We start from the raw sequence: 17,767 nt of genomic DNA on the forward strand, positions 1-17,767 counted from the left end.
AAATTAAAATTAAAATTAACAGTAATTTTATTTTTTATGAATAAAATATAATAGATTTAAGAAAAAGCTATACAGAGAGCAGTATTAAGGAATTTAGCTAATAGTACTCAACGTCAACTAATTAATTCATAGCTTTTTTAAAAATGGTTATTATCAGCCATATACTTTTTAGGAAGCTATAAAACAACGATAAACTTTTTATCTGTATGCAACTGTTTGAGAGGCTTATTTTACTTGGTAACATGCAAATTGACACAAAATTTTCACTTCCATTTTTGTGGCAAAACCTTTAGCCTTAGGGTACTAACAGCAAAAATATAAACTTATTAATAACGGAGCAGTAACATGGCGGAGCAACAAGTACAGCCTTTACACAATGAAAAGCATGCCAACACTAAAATTCAAAACGGCATCAATGTAGAATTTTTAAAAACTCAACACTTAGTGCCTGTCGTTGCACATGAGTTCGCGCGTGTAGCAAATGAGTTTCCAATGTCTTTCGTAAAAAATAACGAGACTGGTCAATTTCAAGCTGTAGCTATGTTTGGTTTAGAGCCTGGCGAAAACCTTTTTGTAAAAGACGGTAAGTGGACTGCAGCGTTTGCTCCTATGGCAACAACACGCTACCCACTGGGTCTAGTTAAACACCCACAAGAAGATCAATATGGTATTGTGATTGACGAAGCAAGCCCATTAGTGGGTGAAACTGAAGGAAATGCATTATTTGAAAACGGTGAAGAGACAGATTACTTAAAACGTCGTAAAGAAGCACTTGTATCATTTATTGAGTTTTCTCATGTAACTGAAGCATTCACAAAATATCTTGCTGATAAAGAGCTTTTAGTAGCGCAAACACTAACAGTTGATATTAAAGGCGAGAAAAAAGACATTAATGGTATTTACCTTATTGATGAGAAAAAGCTTAACGAGTTAAGCGACGAAGACTTTATAGAGCTTCGTAAGCGTGGTTATTTAGCGCCTATTTTCTCTTTCTTAACGTCTACGCATCAAGTAGCACGTTTAGCTCGTTTGAAAGCGCAACAAGCGTAATTTAAACGAAATATTAAAAAGCGCCTTTGGGCGCTTTTTTTATGTCTTTTATCTGGTTAGGGTTGTAATTTAGCGCCAATTTATTCACATTGGTTATACTTATTTCCAACACAAGCTACCTGTATGAACAAGTCACTTTTTAGCGCTTTAGTTAGTGCGTGCTGTATAACGTTTAGCCCATTAGCCATAAGCGCTAGTACACCTTTGGCTATAGCTATTCACGGTGGGGCGGGCACGATTGAAAAAAGCCGTTTTACTCCAGAGCAAGAAAAAGCTTATCGCTCTAAACTCAAAGAGGCGGTAGAAACTGGCTATAAAGTACTTGAGCAAGGTGGCGAAAGCCTAGATGCAGTAACCGCTGCAATCAATGTATTAGAAAACTCGCCATACTTTAATGCCGGTCGAGGTGCGGTATATACCTATGACGGCGGCCATGAATTAGATGCGTCAATTATGGATGGTCGTGATCGTCAAGCGGGCGCTGTTGCGGGTGTTAAACATATTGAAAACCCGATTAATTTAGCGCGCTTGGTGATGGAAGAATCGGTTCATGTGATGCTCAGTGGTCAAGGTGCTGAAGAGTTTGCCAAAGAGCAGGGCGTTCCATTGGTCGAAAATAACTTATTTGATACGGATAACCGTTATAAAGCGTTATTAAAAGCAAAAGAAAAACTAGATAAAGCCAAAGCTACCAGTAAAGATTATCAAGCTGCGCATCAGGCGTTACCCGTCAATTATAAAATGGGCACTGTGGGTGCTGTTGCACTTGATAAAAATGGTAACTTGGCGGCAGGTACTTCAACGGGTGGGATGACTGCAAAGCGTTTTGGTCGCATTGGTGATGCCCCTGTAATTGGTGCAGGTACATTTGCTGAAAATGCGTCATGTGCGGTATCTGCCACTGGCCACGGCGAGTATTTCATTCGTTATAACGTCGCGGCTGATATTTGCGCACGAGTTAAATATCAAAGTAAGACTATTACACAAGCGGGTGATGAAGTGATTAATAGTGTGCTAAAGCCCATTGGTGGTACTGGAGGAGTGATCATCGTTGATGGTAAAGGTAATATCAGTTTACCGTTTAATACTAGTGGTATGTATCGGGCCAGTAAATCGAATACGCAAGCGACCTACGTGGCAATTTTTAAAGACGAATAATACGATTATGCAAATGTACTACAGCCAGAAAATTATGCTGGCTGTATGTTAGTATTGAGGCGCTTTTTTTCATAATCGCTTTTGATTATTTCAAGTGCTTTGAGCACATCATCAGCGGCAACTTCATGTTGTTCAAGCAGCATTATTAAGTCTACGGCTAATTTTACGTGTGTAGGTGCTTGGGTTAACTCTTTACTCATGTCCGCCCTTTTTTTTCGCTATTTGGCTGATTGCTACATCAATGGCAATATTTACTCGTTCCTCCATATGGATCCGTTCGACCTGTGGTAAGTAAAACTCCATATCCACATCATAACGAATGTATCGGGCAGGTAGTTGGTTTAATACAGTACAGCAAAAATCAGCCATTACGTCTTCATTATAATGCTTTTCAAGTTGTCGTTTAATGATTTCTTCAATCATAATTTTTTCATAGTAATTGTGTATGTCGTCATGTAATCGCACTGTGTTATCTACCTTGGTAGTATTAAGCTGTTTTTAGTTTATACCAAGTGCGGGTATAAATCGACAATCGCTTGAAAAAGCAACTTATGAACCTCAACTAACTTTTGTGTATCTCGCTGATAACCGCCACCGAGCGCGCACATTAAAGGAATTGAGTGCTGTTTGCAGGTTGCTAAAACCAGCGAATCGCGTTGATATACACCCTCTAAACTAACATCAAAATAGCCTAATTCGTCTTGGCTACAAATATCAGCTCCGGCGTTATATAAAATAATATCAGGCTGATGAAGACGGATACAAAAATCCAAGGCATTAGCGACTGTTTTTAAATATTCATTATCGCTGCAGCCAGTGTTGAGTGAGAAATCATAATCAGAATGCTGCTTTAAACGTGGAAAGTTTTGCTGACAATGAATCGAACAGCTAATCACTCCATCAAGAGAGCCACAAATTTCTGCTGTGCCATCACCTTGGTGTACATCACAATCAAAAATCAGCACCGTTGATGCTTGCTCAGTGTTAATGAGATGAGCGGCGGCAACCGCGAGGTCGTTGAAAATACAAAAACCACTGCCGTAAGCATTATAAGCATGATGATATCCGCCGCTGAGATTTACCGCCAGCTGCGTTTTTAAAGCGTATTCAGAGGCTTGAATACTTGCACCAACAGAAAATAAAGTGCGCTCTACCAGTTGATTTGACCATGGGAAACCCATTTTCTTTATTTCTTTGTCAGTTAACTGCCCGCTAATAAAGCGTTCAACATACTCATGGCTGTGGCAAAGCTGGAGCTGTTCATTAGTCGCTTTATTTGGGCTAATAAAGTCAGTAAAACCAAGCTCTGCAATTTCTTGTTTTAGCAATTTATATTTAGCGATTGGAAAACGATGTCGTAAAGGCAGTTCAAGCGCAGAGTATAGTGGATGATAAAAAACAGTCATAGCTAGCGTAATTGTTGTTTTTCAACTATTTGAATTTTTTCTTCGGTGGCAGATATTGCCTTACGGCAGCGACCAAGGCGGCCATGAAGAGCAAGGATCTCTAAATTAATGGCTTTTGCTTTTACAGGACCCACATTTTGCATTCTTAGCTTACATTCTTCAACCATTAGCACTAAGCGACGCTCGAACTCATGATTTTGTTTGAGTTCGTCATATAGCTCATGGGCGGGTTGCATAATTTGTTTTACAGCTTGTTGGTAAGGTGCCGATTTATTATTGGTTTTACTACGGGGTTTGTAAGTGCTTTTGTTTTCTTTTTCCCAAATAGGGGTTGATTTAATGACGTTAAATACGGCTTGCACCTGATTACCGATACGCTCTAAAGCATAATTATGAGCATGGCGACGCTCCAGTGGTGGAAGGCTATTAACTTCATCTTCAATTTCTAACACATAATCAACTAATTTCATGCTTTTAGTAGTAAACACACCTCGGTCAAATAAACTGGGTTGTGCCTGCATATAGCGGTTTTTAGCAAATAACTTGGCTTTATCAAATTGCTCAGCATGCTGCTTTAAGGTTGCAACTTGTTGGCAAAGCTTATCAAAAGAAGCTGTTCGCATTTTATAAATAAGCCTCGTAAATTAGTTTTAACGCTAAAATTATCACCACAGTATTAAAAACAGGACGAATAAACTTACTGCCAAACCGAATTGCTGAATGAGCTCCAAGCCAGGCTCCAAACATCAAAAAGAAGCCCATTGTGATGCCGAGTAAAAAGTTAACATGACCAAGCGCTACAAAAGTAATCAGTGATACAAAATTTGACACAAAATTCATTGAACGGGCTAAACCACAGTTTAGCAGTAAACTCATTTTGTAGAGTAAACTATTTGATGCAGTCCAAAAAGTCCCGGTCCCAGGGCCTGCCAAGCCATCAAAAAAGCCTAAGCTTAAGCCTTGTAGCCATTGTTTTATTTTAGTTGTTTTGTTCAATGGTGGTAATTGATCATGTTCTACCGTACTTAAACTGCCAAATAAGCTGTAGCAGGCTACCATAATGATAACAATAGGCAGTAGTTTGTTTAAAAATTCAATACTCAGGTAGTCAACAATAAGGGTACCAAGTAAAGCGCCAATGGCGGTTGCTATAATTGACGCTGCCCAGAATCGAGGATTAAATAATTGCTTACGGAAGTAAGTAACACTTGCTGTGAGTGAGCCAAAGCTAGCGGCTAATTTGTTAGTGCCAAGTGTTAAATGGGGCGGCAATCCTGCTGTTAAAAGTGCTGGCACGGTTAACATGCCACCACCACCGGCTATTGCGTCTATAAAGCCTGCGGCAAGTGCCACTGCGCAAAGAAGTGCCCAGGTTGTTGGGTCTAGTGCAAGTTCAAACATTAATAATCTATTTGTCTTTTAAAGGGTGGTAATGTGTCAAGCATGGCTTTGCCATATCGCTTGGTCACTAAACGGCGATCTAGGATTGTAATGCGCCCTTGATCGTTCTCTTTACGCAGCAGTCTACCACAGCTTTGCACTAATTTCTTAGCCGCATCAGGCACCGTGATAGATAAAAACGGATTACCCCCTTTACTTTGTACAAACTCTGCTTGTGCCTCTTCAATGGGGGAGGTGGGTACCGCGAATGGAATTTTAGTGATCACTAAGTTCTCAAGGTATTTACCCGGTAAGTCGAGTCCTTCGGATAAGCTTTGTGTGCCAAATAAAATACTGCCTTTACCCGCATCTATATTCTTTGTATGTTGCTTTAACAGTGCTTCACGCGACATTTCACCTTGTACTAAAATGTCGAGGTGTTTAGCGCGCAAAGCTTTTACTACATGATCCATTTGCCAGTAAGACGCAAACAACACTAAATTAGCATGTTGCGTATTTAAGTGATCCGGCAATACTTTGGCCAGATGATCACTAAATTCTTTATCGGTCGGCTCGATGTGTGATGTTGGTATGTGCAAAGTGGCTTGATTAGGATAATCAAACGGAGAAGGTACTTTTAAGTATTTTACACCTGCTTCTTTAGTAAGACCGCTTTCGTAAGCAAAATGATCGAATGAACCAAGTGCAGTCAGGGTCGCTGAGCATAAAACCGCACCGGCACATTGTCGCCACAGTTTATCTTTTAAATAGTAGCCAACTTCAATAGGGCAATCGCTGAGTAGATGGTCGTGATGGTTTTTGTATTCTAAACGCTTTATCCAACGTGCATGTGGTGTGCCTTCACCCTTGGTGGCGTAGCTATACCAAAGTTTGTTTAGTTGCTCTAAACGATTAATGTAATGACCGCTTTCGCCTAAAATAGGATCGGCAACATAGGGTTTGATATCACCATCACTGACATCTTGTACTAAGGTATCGTGCATTTTATTTAAGCAGCGCAGAGCATCGAGGGTCGCCTCGCTGATATCTTTGGCTTTAGCGTGTAACGATTCAGGTATTTCACCATGTTCAAATCGGTATGTATCGTCTTTTGAATAGTTAAAATCGGCATTATCCAAAATATCGCGAACAACTTTTAAGTCTTTATTGGCATCATTAATACTGTCACAGAGCTTAAAATTTTGCCCAATGGCTTTTTGACCTACTAATACTTTGGCCATTTTGCCACTAAATTTAGTGAGTTTATCAAGCCAATCAATGGTGCCTTTAATCGTCGCTGCGGCAGATGAAAAGTCACGCGTAATATGAGCAAGATGATGAGCTTCATCAATAACGTAAATACTATTATCTGGCTCGGGCAGAATTTTCCCGCCACCTAAATCAAGATCAGCTAATAATAATGAATGGTTAATCACTAATACATCCATTTGCATCAAGCGTTGACGAGCAAGTTGAAAAGGGCAGGTTTGATGTGCTTTCATTTGTCTTTGACAAGCATGTTTATCGCAAGCAATTAATCCCCAAACGCGATCAGGGATAGTATCTGCCCAGCTGTCTCGATCGCCTTGCCACTTTTTATTGGTGTAAGCATCATAGAGTTGCTGCAAACATTTAGTTTCCATCGCACTTAATGGCGAAGTAAGGGTGGGCATAAAGTCCATTTGTGTTTGATTGTCACCATTAACCGCATTATGTAGCTTGTGTGCACATAGGTAGCGCTGGCGGCCTTTGACTAAATCAAACTTGAAATCAAGGCCTGAATGTTTTTTAAAAAAGGGGAGTTCTTTACTTATTAATTGCTCTTGCAGAGCTACTGTTGCAGTAGAAATAATTAACTTCTTTTTTTGTGCAAGCGCCAGCGGTAATGCACCTAAACAATAAGCCAGCGATTTACCCGTACCAGTACCAGCTTCAATAACGCAGATCCGCTGTTTTTTGTGGTACTCGCCCGCCAGTGTTTTTGCAATTTCGGCTACTAAGTAATTTTGGCTACTGCGAGGGCGATAATCACTGAGGTTATCGGCCACATGCTTGTGAATTTTTCTTATCGTTGTTTTTAATGCATCAGAAAGCATGGGTTAATAACCTAAAGTATGTATATAATCACAGTGCTGTATATTAATTGGGATCGAACATTGACACAAGCAATCTATCAAGGCTTTATACTTTCTAGGCAACAATATTCTGCTGATAAGTATAGCCGCCATAGCGGGATCACACTGTGCTATTGGCTAAGCTCTGATCACGGTCCAATAAAAGTGTTAGTGCCAAATCAACAAGCGGTATTTTTTATTTTAATAAAACAACGTGCTTTAGCTGCTCAGTTGTTATTAAAGCACAATATCAATGTCGAATTTAAAGACGTTGCGATTAAACACTTTAGTGGCGAACAATGCATCGCTTGCTATTTTTCAAGCTCACAAGCGTTATATCAAGCAAGGCAGCTTTTAGAAAACCAGATCACAGTATATGAAGGTGATGTACGCCACAGCGATCGCTTTTTAATGGAGCGTTTTATTCGAGGTGGGGTGTGGGTGACAGGCGACGTTACTCAACAAGCTGGCTTTATCCAAATCGACAATGCCCAGCTAAAAGCAGCTGATTCGTATAAACCACGTTTTAAAACGCTGTCATTGGATATTGAGTGCAGTGGTGAAGGCGTGTTGTTTTCAGTTGGTTTAGTAGGTGAGGGGATTGATTGCGTTATTATGGTTGGCGAGCCACAACAGAGTGAACAGACTATTCATTGGTGCCATGATGAAATTGATTTGCTGACTCAATTACAACAGCTGGTACAACAAGCAGATCCTGACATTATTATTGGTTGGAACGTCATTGAATTTGATTTTAATGTACTTAATCGACGCGCGGATGCCCTTGGCGTTAAATTATTATTGGGTCGAGGTAATGGTCAATTACAGATCAGAGAAGGACATTTTACCCGTTTAACTCTGCCTGGGCGCTGTGTTATCGATGGCATAGATACGCTAAAAAATGCTACTTATCATTTTGATAGTTTCTCACTGGCTAATGTGAGCCATAAAATACTAGGCGAGAAAAAGTTAATCCAAAGCGATAACCGCTTGAGTGAAATTATTCGTCAATATAATGAAGATAAACTCTCACTAGCGGCGTATAACCGTCAAGATTGTGTGTTAGTTAATCGTATCTTTGCAAAGTTAAAACTCATTGAATTTGCTATTGTTCGCACGCAGTTAACAGGATTAGAGTTAGAACGAATGGGTGGCTCAGTGGCTGCTTTTACTAACTTATATTTACCGTTATTGCATCGAAGCGGTTATGTTGCACCGAATCTAGGCGATCATGGCTTATCATTTGAAAGCCCAGGCGGTTTTGTGATGGAGTCAATTCCTGGGCTTTATAAAAATGTTATCGTGTTGGATTTTAAAAGCTTGTATCCATCGATTATGCAAACGTTTTGTATTGATCCGCTTGGGTTAATTCGCGGCTTAGAGGAGCCTGATAACGCGATTGCAGGTTTTAAAGACGCTTTTTTTTCTCGCACTGAGCATCACCTTCCTAATTTAATAAAAAAGTTAGCCTCATCAAGGCAACATGCAAAAAACACTGCTCAGCCCATGCTATCGCAAGCTATAAAAATCATCATGAACAGTTTATATGGGGTGTTAGGTTCAAAGGGGTGTCGTTTTTACGATCCACGCTTATCAAGCTCTATTACTTTGCGTGGTCATGAAATAATGCAAACTAGCAGACTGTGGATCGAAGAGCTTGGTTATACTGTTATTTATGGTGACACCGATTCAACATTTGTGAGCCTACCAGATGAACTTGATTCAGATAACTGCAAAGAAATTGGCAAGCAATTAGCGAATACTATTAATGAAAAATGGCAGCAAACAATAAAACAGCGCTTTGCGACACAAAGTTATTTAGAAATAGAATTCGAAACACTTTATAGCCCATTCTTTATGCCGACTATCCGTGGCAAAACCACCGGCTCAAAAAAACGTTATGTTGGCCAGGTACAATGCGAAGATAAAAAAGAGCTAATTTTCAAAGGCATGGAAACCGTGCGAAGTGACTGGACAGAATTAGCGCATGAATTTCAAACCAAACTGTTTGAAACTTTATTCAGCGACAGTTTTACTGTTGAAATGTTAACACCGATTATTGAAAGTTACATTACGCGTTTGTATGCTGGGGAATTTGACGACAAACTCGTATACAGAAAAAAACTCGGCCAACACTTGGCTGATTATCAAAAAAACATCCCTCCTCAAGTCCAAGCTGTCAAAAAATACCAAGCAACTCACCCTGAGTTTGTCATTAATAAAGGCCAAATTGTTGAATATGTGTACACCCATATTGGTGCAGAGCTCTATGCAAACATGCAGCAAACCCAGACAAGTCAAAAATATGACTATGCAATTTATGTAGAAAAACAACTCAAACCAATCGCACAAATGATCCTGCTTCCCTTGAATAAAGATTTTAACTCGTCTAATAAAATACAATTACAACTCCTTTAGATAGTTCCAAATATGGGTATTATTGAGCTGTTTTTGTTGCTAAAAAGTATACATAGGAAAGTGTTTTAAATATCACTGTTGCTATTTTAGTCGTTTTAGTACCTTTTTTCAGTATGTTATCGATTTTACCCCACATTTAAATTAAATTAATGTGAACAAATGTTGGCATCTTGGTTTTTTTTGTTTACTATCATTGTGCAGTTGCAACATTAAGTGTTGCGATAGTTTACAAAAACTAAATAAAAATAACCCACAATATAGTGGTCCAGGGAGAATCAAATGTTAAATAATAAAGTTTCAAAGGCAGTTCGCTTAGCGATCGCTTTTGGTGCAGCATCAACAGCTGCATTTTCAGCAACTTCATTCGCAGCAGAAGAAGAAGGTGTTGATAAAGTAGAACGTATCCAAGTTACTGGTTCTCGTATTAAACGAACCGATTTAGAAAGTGCTAGTCCTGTACTTGTACTAGACCGTTCAGATATTGCTGCAAGTGGCCAGATCAGTATCGGTAATATCTTACAGCAAATCCCTGCCGCAGGTGCTGCATTGAATACTGCATTTAATAATGGCGGTAATGGTTCAACTAACATGGATTTGCGTAACCTAGGCGCACAGCGTCTATTGGTTTTAGTGAATGGCAAACGTTGGATATCATCTTTAGGTTCAACAGTTGATTTAAATACCATTCCAGCAGCATCAATTGAACGTGTTGAAGTTGTTAAAGATGGCGCATCAGCGATTTACGGTTCAGATGCGATAGCTGGTGTTGTGAACATCATCACACGTAAAGATTTTGAAGGTGCAGAGCTTTCAGTTTATGGTGGTGAAAACTTAAAATATAACGATGGCCGTCAATATTCAGCTGATTTAACAATTGGTACCACCTCTGATAAAGGTGGCTTGATGATGAACCTTAGCCACGTTACTCAAGCTGAAATTTGGGCTGGTGATCGTGATATCTCATCAATGGGTAACAGTTCAACAACAGAAAAAGGCCGTCTTCGTTTAACATCTAGTGCTATTTCAGATTCACTTCGAAATGATTTGCTAGCTCAAGGTTATACTGAAAATAACGCTGGAAAATCTAATGCTGGCTTCGATTTAGTTCCAAATGGTGCTGGTTCAGGTGTAGGCATTGATTCATTCAGAGATCGCAGTGGTGATGTGTATAACTATGCACCAGAAAACTATTTGTCGACTCCACAAGTACGTAATAGTATGTACGTACAAGCTTTTTATGACCTTTCTGATGATCTTAGAGTAGTATCTGATTTCATGATGACAAACCGTGAGTCATCTCAGTTATTAGCTGCAATGCCACTTACTATTGGTGCGTCTTTTGGTGCATCTGCAAGTAAAGTAGATATTCATGCAAATAATATCTATAACCCTTTCGGTGAAACTTTATATGGTGATGGCGCACGTTCTGGTGTTGACGGATATGTACCTTATGCAGGTCAACGTCGATTTGTAGAAGCAGGTAATCGTATTTACAAACAAAATGATACAACATACCGCGCAATGGTTGGTTTAGAGGGTAATGTTGGCGATACATCTTGGGTTTGGGATGCATCATATATATACGGTAAAAATAGCCAAGACGTATTAACAACAGGTCTATTAAATTTAACGCGTATTAATCAGGCACTTGGTGATAACTGTAACGCATCAACGTCATGTGTACCGCTTAACTTATTTGGTGGTGCTGGTTCAATTACACCGGAAATGGTTGATTTCGTAACGTTTGATAGCGTATCGCGTGAAGGTTTAGAGCTAAAAGATTATACAGTAAACTTTGCGGGTGATGCATTTGAATTACCAGCTGGTGTAGTTGGTATGGCTATCGGTTTAGAGCGTCGTGAAGAGACTGGTTATGATACTCCAGATCCACTAACGCAAAGTGGTGAAACGTCAGGTAACCAACGTGATGCTACTTCTGGTGGTTTCCGCTTAGACGAGGCATATGTTGAGCTATCAATTCCTGTTCTTGAAGGCTTAACTATTTCACCAGCAATTCGATTCTCAGATCACAGTGCATATGGTAGCAACTCTACTGCTAAAGTGGGTGTAGAATACCGTCCAATCGACGACATTTTACTTCGTGGTACATGGGCTGAAGGTTATAGAGCTCCTTCAATTTCGGATTTATATGCAGGTAATGCTGATTCATATCCAACACTAACAGATCCATGTAATTCAGTTGAGGGTGCAGTTCCTAATCTTCCAGGTTGTGCTGGTGTACCAGATGGTTATGCACAAGCAAATACTCAAATTCGTATTACAAATGTATCATCGCCAGATCTTAAGCCGGAAGAGTCAGAATCAAAAACATTTGGTATTGTTTATAACCCAAGTTATGTTGATGGTTTAGAATTCACAATCGATTATTATGATATTGAAGTTACAAACTCAATCGGTCGTTATGGTGCTTCAAGACTTCTGAATGAATGTTCAACAGGCGATAATGCTCAGTCTTGTGATTATATTGATCGCGATGCAAACGGTAATGTTGTTGATTTACGTAACTTCCTACAAAATTCAGGTTCATACAACGTAGAAGGTATTGACTTCTTTACAGCCTATAAATTTGATACTGAATACGGTAGCTTTAAAACGTCACTAGACTTGTCATATGTGATGACGAATGAATTTGATGGTGAAGATCAAGTTGGGATTCAGTATGGTGATGCTGGTTACCCTGAATATAAAGGTACATTTGCAGTTGATTGGTCGATGGGTGATTTTGACGCTCATTGGCAAACTCGTTATGTAGATCGTTTACAGAACTATTACGATGTTTTATATGGTGCTGAAAACTACCCAGGTATGGCAGCGGAGATCGGTTCTTACTTTGTACATGATGTTTCAGTAGGCTACGCATTAGATGCTTATAATACTAAGTTAACACTAGGTATTGAGAATTTATTCGCTAAAGAACCATCACCAGAATATAGCAATAACGATATAGCTATCTCTACAAACAACTTCTCAGTTACTGAGTATGATGTAAATATGGATCGCTTTGTATATTTACGAGCAACTATTAAATTTTAATGCATTATTAATAATTTAATTTAATTTAAAGCCACTCTAGAGTGGCTTTTTTTTATGAGGTAAAAAATGGTTGAGTTAAAAAATATAAGTGAAAAGCTGGAGAGTATACAAGAAGAGTATATGAAAAATAAAAGGGTCATGCTCTCAGACGTATGGACAGATGAAAGTGCATCACTTTTGCACGAAGCGATCGAAAATAAGACGAGTTTTCTAAATGCTTTTGCTATAGATGGTAAATATATTCAATCTTCAGATCGTGAATTAGGGAATATGACTACAGAAGAAAAAAGAGAACTCCAAAGGACAATCTATAAAGATGCTTCAAATGGAATTGGCTTTTTTTATGGGCGACATAATATCAATAAAAATACAGAATTTTCTTTATATAAAGCTCTTTTTAATTATCTGAATTCAGATGTTTGCCTTAATTTTATTCGACAGATCACTGGTAATGAAAATGTAATTAGTGCAAGTGTACAAGTGACACGCTATATATCAGGTAATTTTTTAACAAGGCATAATGATGTGCTACCTAGTGAAGGTAGAGCTATTGCCTATGTATTTGGTTTTACACCAAACTGGCATCCTGATTGGGGTGGTTTACTACACTTTTTTAATGCTGAAGGGGGGATGGTTGATACGTTTTTTCCGAAAAATAATACTCTTAGTTTATTTGATGTAAATTTACCACATTCAGTAAGTTACGTAACACCTTTCGCAAAGTATCCAAGATATTCTATTACTGGTTGGTTTAATGTAATTTAGCCTTATATTTAAGGCATCTTTTGGTTTTTATTTTTTTATTAAAGCAGGTCGGGAACTTACCTAAATTTAAGCAGCGATAATTAATTAGTATTATAACGAAAATATGGTAGTTTTCGGCTTGTATTTAATTGACTAAAAATTATTTTAATTGAAGTGGTATAAATGAAGGGTAAGTTTACATTAAGAAAAACTTATCGATATTAAACTCGGTTAACTTTTTTAAATTCGTTAATTTTTGTTATGTTTTATTCAATACTGAAAAAAGCTAAGTAGAACTGTTAATAACCAATGTAGAATTACTAGTTTATGATGCTATTACATGTATAACGCCTTTTAATAGTTATGTCTGATTTTCAACTAAGTTTTTACCTTTCAGTATTTGAAAAAATATTAAACGGAGTCATATAACATGTAGCAAAATTCTGTCTTAAATTATTGAATGATGAGGTATGGTCTTCAAATACTGTTACAAAACTACCTTTTGAAAAATCTCCGTCAATTTGCCGCTAACTCATTTTATTCCCTTCATACAGAAATCGTCTTAACTAATAAAATTAAAGAATTAAGGGTTTTGATTCAATTATTGAATGTATTACTTGTTAATTTATTTGTATTAGTCTTTTCGATAAATGTAAATATAAAATTAATAATCAATAAAAACAGTTGCTTATATTGTTTATTAGTTGTGCTTTTTTGTTCCTTAACTGTAAAGTTGATGGATTTAAAGTTAAATAAGTGTTGACCTTTGGCTGTACCTGATATTACTATCCATTTGCTCAATTAGGTACTTAGTATCTTTTATGGATACTTATTAGCTTTTTTATGAGTAATTAAAACTAATAAAATCATATATTAATATGACCAGGGAGAATCAAATGTTAAATAATAAAGTTTCAAAGGCAGTTCGCTTAGCGATCGCTTTTGGTGCAGCATCAACAGCTGCTTTTTCAGCAAGCTCATTTGCTGCAGAAGAAGGTGTAGAAAAAGTTGAACGTATTCAGGTAACTGGTTCACGTATTAAACGAACTGATTTAGAAAGCGCAAGCCCTGTGCTTGTTCTAGACCGTGCTGATCTTGAAGCAAGTGGCCAGATCAGCATTGGTAATATCCTACAGCAAATTCCAGCAGCAGGTGCCGCTTTAAATACTGCATTCAATAATGGTGGTACCGGTGCCACTAACATGGATTTACGCAACCTAGGTGCAGAGCGTTTATTAGTATTAGTAAATGGTAAACGTTGGGTTTCTTCATTAGGTTCTACGGTTGATTTAAATACCATTCCAGCGTCATCAATTGAGCGTGTTGAAGTTGTTAAAGATGGCGCATCAGCAATTTATGGTTCAGATGCGATAGCCGGTGTTGTTAATATCATCACACGTAAAGACTTTGAAGGTGCAGAGCTTTCAGTTTATGGTGGTGAAAACTTAAAATATAACGATGGTCGTCAATATTCAGCTGATTTAACAATTGGTACCACCTCTGATAAAGGTGGCTTAATGATGAACCTTAGCCACGTTACTCAAGCTGAAATTTGGGCTGGTGATCGTGATATCTCATCAATGGGTAACAGTTCAACAACAGAAAAAGGCCGTCTTCGTTTAACATCTAGTGCTATTTCTGATTCATTACGTAGTGATTTACTAGCTCAAGGTTATACCGAAAATAACACTGGAAAACCTAATGCAGGTTTTGACTTAGTTCCTAATGGTGCTGGTTCGGACGTTGGCCTTGATTCGTTCAGAGATCGCAGTGGTGATGTATATAATTATGCACCGGATAACTACTTAGCTACTCCGCAAGTACGTAATAGTATGTATGTACAAGCATTTTACGATTTATCTGATGACGTTAGATTAGTTTCTGACTTCATGATGACCAATCGTCAATCGTCTCAGTTGTTAGCAGCGATGCCGCTTACCATTGGTGCGTCTTTTGGTTCAGCAGCAAGTAAAGTAGATATTCATGCAAATAATATCTATAACCCTTTCGGTGAAACGTTATATGGTGATGCATCACGCGCTGGTGTTGAAGGTTATGTCCCTTTTGCTGGACAGCGCCGTTTTATTGAAGCTGGTAACCGTATTTATAAACAAAATGATACTACTTACCGTGCAATGGTTGGCTTAGAAGGTGGTATCGGTGATACTTCTTGGGTTTGGGATGCATCATATATTTACGGCAAAAATAGCCAAGACGTTTTAACCACAGGTCTACTTAATCTTACTCGTATTAACCAAGCATTAGGTGATAATTGTAACGCATCTACTTCGTGTGTCCCTCTAAATTTGTTTGGCGGTGAAGGTTCTATAACACCGGAAATGGTTGATTATGTAACTTTTGATAGTGTATCCCGCGAAGGTTTAGAGCTAAAAGATTACACATTAAACTTTGCGGGTGATGCGTTTGAATTACCTGCAGGTGTTGTAGGTATGGCTATCGGTTTAGAGCGTCGTGAAGAAACTGGTTACGATACGCCAGATCCATTAACACAAAGTGGTGAAACATCTGGTAACCAGCGTGATGCTACCTCTGGTGGTTTTCGCTTAGATGAGGCATATGTTGAGCTATCAATCCCTGTTTTTGAAGGCTTAACTATTTCACCAGCAATTCGATTCTCAGATCACAGTGCATATGGTAGCAACTCTACTGCTAAAGTGGGTGTAGAATACCGTCCTATCGACGACATTCTACTTCGTGGTACATGGGCTGAAGGTTATAGAGCTCCTTCAATTTCGGATTTATATGCAGGTAATTCTGATTCATTTCCTACATTAACAGATCCATGTAATTCAGTGGACGGTGTTGTACCTAACCTTCCTGGTTGTGCAGGCGTTCCAGATGGATACTCACAAGCTAATACGCAAATTCGTGAAACTCGCGTTTCTACTCCAGATTTAAAACCAGAAGAATCAGAATCAAAAACATTTGGTGTTGTATACAATCCTAGTTATGTTGATGGTTTAGAGTTCACAATCGATTACTATGACATTGAAGTTACAAATTCAATCGGTCGATATGGCTCTCCACGTATATTGAGCGAATGTGCTACTGGTGAAAATGCTAAGTCTTGTGATTATATTGAACGGGACTCTAATGGTAATGTTACAGATTTACGTAACTTCCTGCAGAATTCAGGTGATTATAATGTTGAAGGTATTGATTTCTATACAGCTTATAAATTTGATACTGAATACGGTAGCTTTAAAACGTCACTAGACTTGTCATATGTGATGACAAATGAATTTGATGGTGAAGACCAAGTTGGTATTCAGTATGGGAATGGAGGTTTCCCTGAATATAAAGGTACATTTGCAGTTGATTGGTCGATGGGTGATTTTGACGCTCATTGGCAAACACGCTATGTAGATCGTTTACATAACAACTACGATATTTTATATGGAGCTGAGAACTATCCAGGTATGGCTGCGGAGATCGGTTCTTACTTTGTGCATGATGTTTCAGTTGGTTATGCGCTAGATGCCTATAACACAAAGCTTTCATTAGGTATAGAGAATTTATTTGCTAAAGAACCAACGCCAGAATATAGCAATAACGATGTAGCAATATCTACAAACAACTTCTCAGTTACTGAGTATGATGTGAATATGGACCGCTTTGTATATTTACGAGCAACGATTAAATTTTAATGCATTATTAATAATTTAATTTAAAGCCACTCTAGAGTGGCTTTTTTTATGAGGTAAAAATGGTTGAGTTAAAAAATACAACTGAAAAGCTGGAGTGTATACAAAAAGAGTATATGAAGAATAAAAAGGTCATACTCTCAGACGTATGGACAGATGAAAGTGCATCACTTTTGCACGAAGCGGTCGAAAATAAGACGAGTTTTCTAAATGCTTTTGCTATAGATGGTAAATATATTCAATCTTCAGATCGTGAATTAGAGAATATGACTACAGAAGAAAAAAGAGAACTCCAAAGGACAATCTATAAAGATGCTTCAAATGGAATTGGCTTTTTTATGGGCGACATAATATCAATAAAAATACAGAATTTTCTTTATATAAAGCTCTTTTTAATTATCTGAATTCAGATGTTTGCCTTAACTTTATTCGACAGATCACTGGTAATGAAAATGTAATTAGTGCAAGTGTACAAGTAACACGCTATATATCAGGTAATTTTTTAACAAGGCATAATGATGTGCTACCTAGTGAAGGTAGAGCTATTGCCTATGTGTTTGGTTTTACACCAAACTGGCATCCTGATTGGGGTGGTTTACTACACTTTTTTAATGCTGAAGGGGGGATGGTTGATACATTTTTCCCGAAAAATAATACTCTTAGTTTATTTGATGTAAACTTACCACATTCAGTAAGTTACGTAACACCTTTCGCAAAGTATCCAAGATATTCTATTACTGGTTGGTTCAATATAATTTAGCCTTATATTTAAGGCATA

Annotated in this window: 14 protein-coding genes; 8 read left to right on the top strand and 6 right to left on the bottom strand. The window is 38.1% G+C overall.

Annotated elements, in window-relative coordinates; genetic code table 11:
* Positions 1-345: 345 nt before the first annotated feature.
* A complete protein-coding gene (locus H5183_RS19065; protein WP_182732445.1) occupies positions 346-1,050 on the top strand; it encodes a SapC family protein in 705 nt (234 codons plus the stop codon).
* 123 nt (positions 1,051-1,173) lie between these two features.
* Positions 1,174-2,208: an isoaspartyl peptidase/L-asparaginase family protein gene (locus H5183_RS19070; RefSeq protein ID WP_145240971.1), complete on the top strand. Its 1,035-nt coding sequence runs from the start codon at positions 1,174-1,176 to the stop codon at positions 2,206-2,208.
* A 32-nt stretch (positions 2,209-2,240) separates the two neighbouring features.
* Here the strand turns inward: H5183_RS19070 and H5183_RS19075 are convergent, their stop codons facing one another.
* The 6 genes from H5183_RS19075 to dinG are packed head-to-tail and all read right to left on the bottom strand — an operon-like array spanning position 2,241 to position 7,090.
* On the bottom strand, positions 2,241-2,408 hold the full coding sequence (locus H5183_RS19075) for a DUF2496 domain-containing protein (RefSeq protein ID WP_145240969.1): 168 nt from the start codon (positions 2,406-2,408) through the stop codon (positions 2,241-2,243).
* Complete coding sequence (locus H5183_RS19080; protein WP_145240967.1) at positions 2,401-2,673, bottom strand: late competence development ComFB family protein; 273 nt, start codon at positions 2,671-2,673, stop codon at positions 2,401-2,403. The genes H5183_RS19075 and H5183_RS19080 overlap by 8 nt, the downstream gene beginning before the upstream one ends.
* 38 nt (positions 2,674-2,711) lie before the next feature.
* The gene (locus tag H5183_RS19085; protein ID WP_182732446.1) at positions 2,712-3,614 is read right to left on the bottom strand and encodes a histone deacetylase; all 903 of its coding nucleotides are present in this window, start codon (positions 3,612-3,614) and stop codon (positions 2,712-2,714) included.
* Positions 3,615-3,616: 2 nt separating this feature from the next.
* Positions 3,617-4,237: a primosomal replication protein gene (locus H5183_RS19090; protein WP_145240963.1), complete on the bottom strand. Its 621-nt coding sequence runs from the start codon at positions 4,235-4,237 to the stop codon at positions 3,617-3,619.
* Between the two features lies 1 nt (position 4,238).
* Positions 4,239-5,015 carry a TSUP family transporter gene (locus H5183_RS19095; RefSeq protein ID WP_145240961.1) on the bottom strand — a complete coding sequence of 259 codons (777 nt, stop codon included), beginning with the start codon at positions 5,013-5,015 and terminating at the stop codon, positions 4,239-4,241.
* Positions 5,015-7,090, bottom strand: coding sequence for an ATP-dependent DNA helicase DinG (gene dinG / locus H5183_RS19100; RefSeq protein WP_182732447.1), 2,076 nt, complete (start codon positions 7,088-7,090; stop codon positions 5,015-5,017). Before dinG ends, H5183_RS19095 begins: the two co-directional genes overlap by 1 nt.
* 60 nt (positions 7,091-7,150) lie before the next feature.
* Here dinG and H5183_RS19105 point away from each other — a divergent pair, with 60 nt between their 5' ends.
* From H5183_RS19105 to H5183_RS21855, 6 genes are all read left to right on the top strand, one after another.
* Positions 7,151-9,526: a DNA polymerase II gene (locus H5183_RS19105; RefSeq protein ID WP_182732448.1), complete on the top strand. Its 2,376-nt coding sequence runs from the start codon at positions 7,151-7,153 to the stop codon at positions 9,524-9,526.
* A gap of 279 nt (positions 9,527-9,805) precedes the next feature.
* On the top strand, positions 9,806-12,580 hold the full coding sequence (locus tag H5183_RS19110) for a TonB-dependent siderophore receptor (RefSeq protein ID WP_182732449.1): 2,775 nt from the start codon (positions 9,806-9,808) through the stop codon (positions 12,578-12,580).
* Between the two features lie 66 nt (positions 12,581-12,646).
* Positions 12,647-13,345: a 2OG-Fe(II) oxygenase family protein gene (locus tag H5183_RS19115; protein WP_182732450.1), complete on the top strand. Its 699-nt coding sequence runs from the start codon at positions 12,647-12,649 to the stop codon at positions 13,343-13,345.
* An 875-nt stretch (positions 13,346-14,220) separates the two neighbouring features.
* A complete protein-coding gene (locus H5183_RS19120; RefSeq protein WP_182732451.1) occupies positions 14,221-16,992 on the top strand; it encodes a TonB-dependent siderophore receptor in 2,772 nt (923 codons plus the stop codon).
* A gap of 59 nt (positions 16,993-17,051) precedes the next feature.
* Positions 17,052-17,393 carry a hypothetical protein gene (locus H5183_RS21850; RefSeq protein ID WP_182760634.1) on the top strand — a complete coding sequence of 114 codons (342 nt, stop codon included), beginning with the start codon at positions 17,052-17,054 and terminating at the stop codon, positions 17,391-17,393.
* A gap of 116 nt (positions 17,394-17,509) precedes the next feature.
* Positions 17,510-17,749 carry a 2OG-Fe(II) oxygenase family protein gene (locus H5183_RS21855; RefSeq protein ID WP_310736591.1) on the top strand — a complete coding sequence of 80 codons (240 nt, stop codon included), beginning with the start codon at positions 17,510-17,512 and terminating at the stop codon, positions 17,747-17,749.
* Positions 17,750-17,767: the final 18 nt, after the last annotated feature.

This window comes from Pseudoalteromonas sp. SR44-8, from assembly GCF_014163635.1.
Taxonomy (GTDB): Bacteria; Pseudomonadota; Gammaproteobacteria; order Enterobacterales; family Alteromonadaceae; genus Pseudoalteromonas; species Pseudoalteromonas rhizosphaerae.

Coding starts and splice junctions, on each gene's coding strand:
- H5183_RS19065 (WP_182732445.1), top strand. CDS start 346: ATGGCGGAGCAACAAGTACAGCCTTTACACAATGAAAAGCATGCCAAC.
- H5183_RS19070 (WP_145240971.1), top strand. CDS start 1,174: ATGAACAAGTCACTTTTTAGCGCTTTAGTTAGTGCGTGCTGTATAACG.
- H5183_RS19075 (WP_145240969.1), bottom strand. CDS start 2,408: ATGAGTAAAGAGTTAACCCAAGCACCTACACACGTAAAATTAGCCGTA.
- H5183_RS19085 (WP_182732446.1), bottom strand. CDS start 3,614: ATGACTGTTTTTTATCATCCACTATACTCTGCGCTTGAACTGCCTTTA.
- H5183_RS19090 (WP_145240963.1), bottom strand. CDS start 4,237: ATGCGAACAGCTTCTTTTGATAAGCTTTGCCAACAAGTTGCAACCTTA.
- H5183_RS19095 (WP_145240961.1), bottom strand. CDS start 5,015: ATGTTTGAACTTGCACTAGACCCAACAACCTGGGCACTTCTTTGCGCA.
- dinG (WP_182732447.1), bottom strand. CDS start 7,090: ATGCTTTCTGATGCATTAAAAACAACGATAAGAAAAATTCACAAGCAT.
- H5183_RS19110 (WP_182732449.1), top strand. CDS start 9,806: ATGTTAAATAATAAAGTTTCAAAGGCAGTTCGCTTAGCGATCGCTTTT.
- H5183_RS19115 (WP_182732450.1), top strand. CDS start 12,647: ATGGTTGAGTTAAAAAATATAAGTGAAAAGCTGGAGAGTATACAAGAA.
- H5183_RS19120 (WP_182732451.1), top strand. CDS start 14,221: ATGTTAAATAATAAAGTTTCAAAGGCAGTTCGCTTAGCGATCGCTTTT.
- H5183_RS21850 (WP_182760634.1), top strand. CDS start 17,052: ATGGTTGAGTTAAAAAATACAACTGAAAAGCTGGAGTGTATACAAAAA.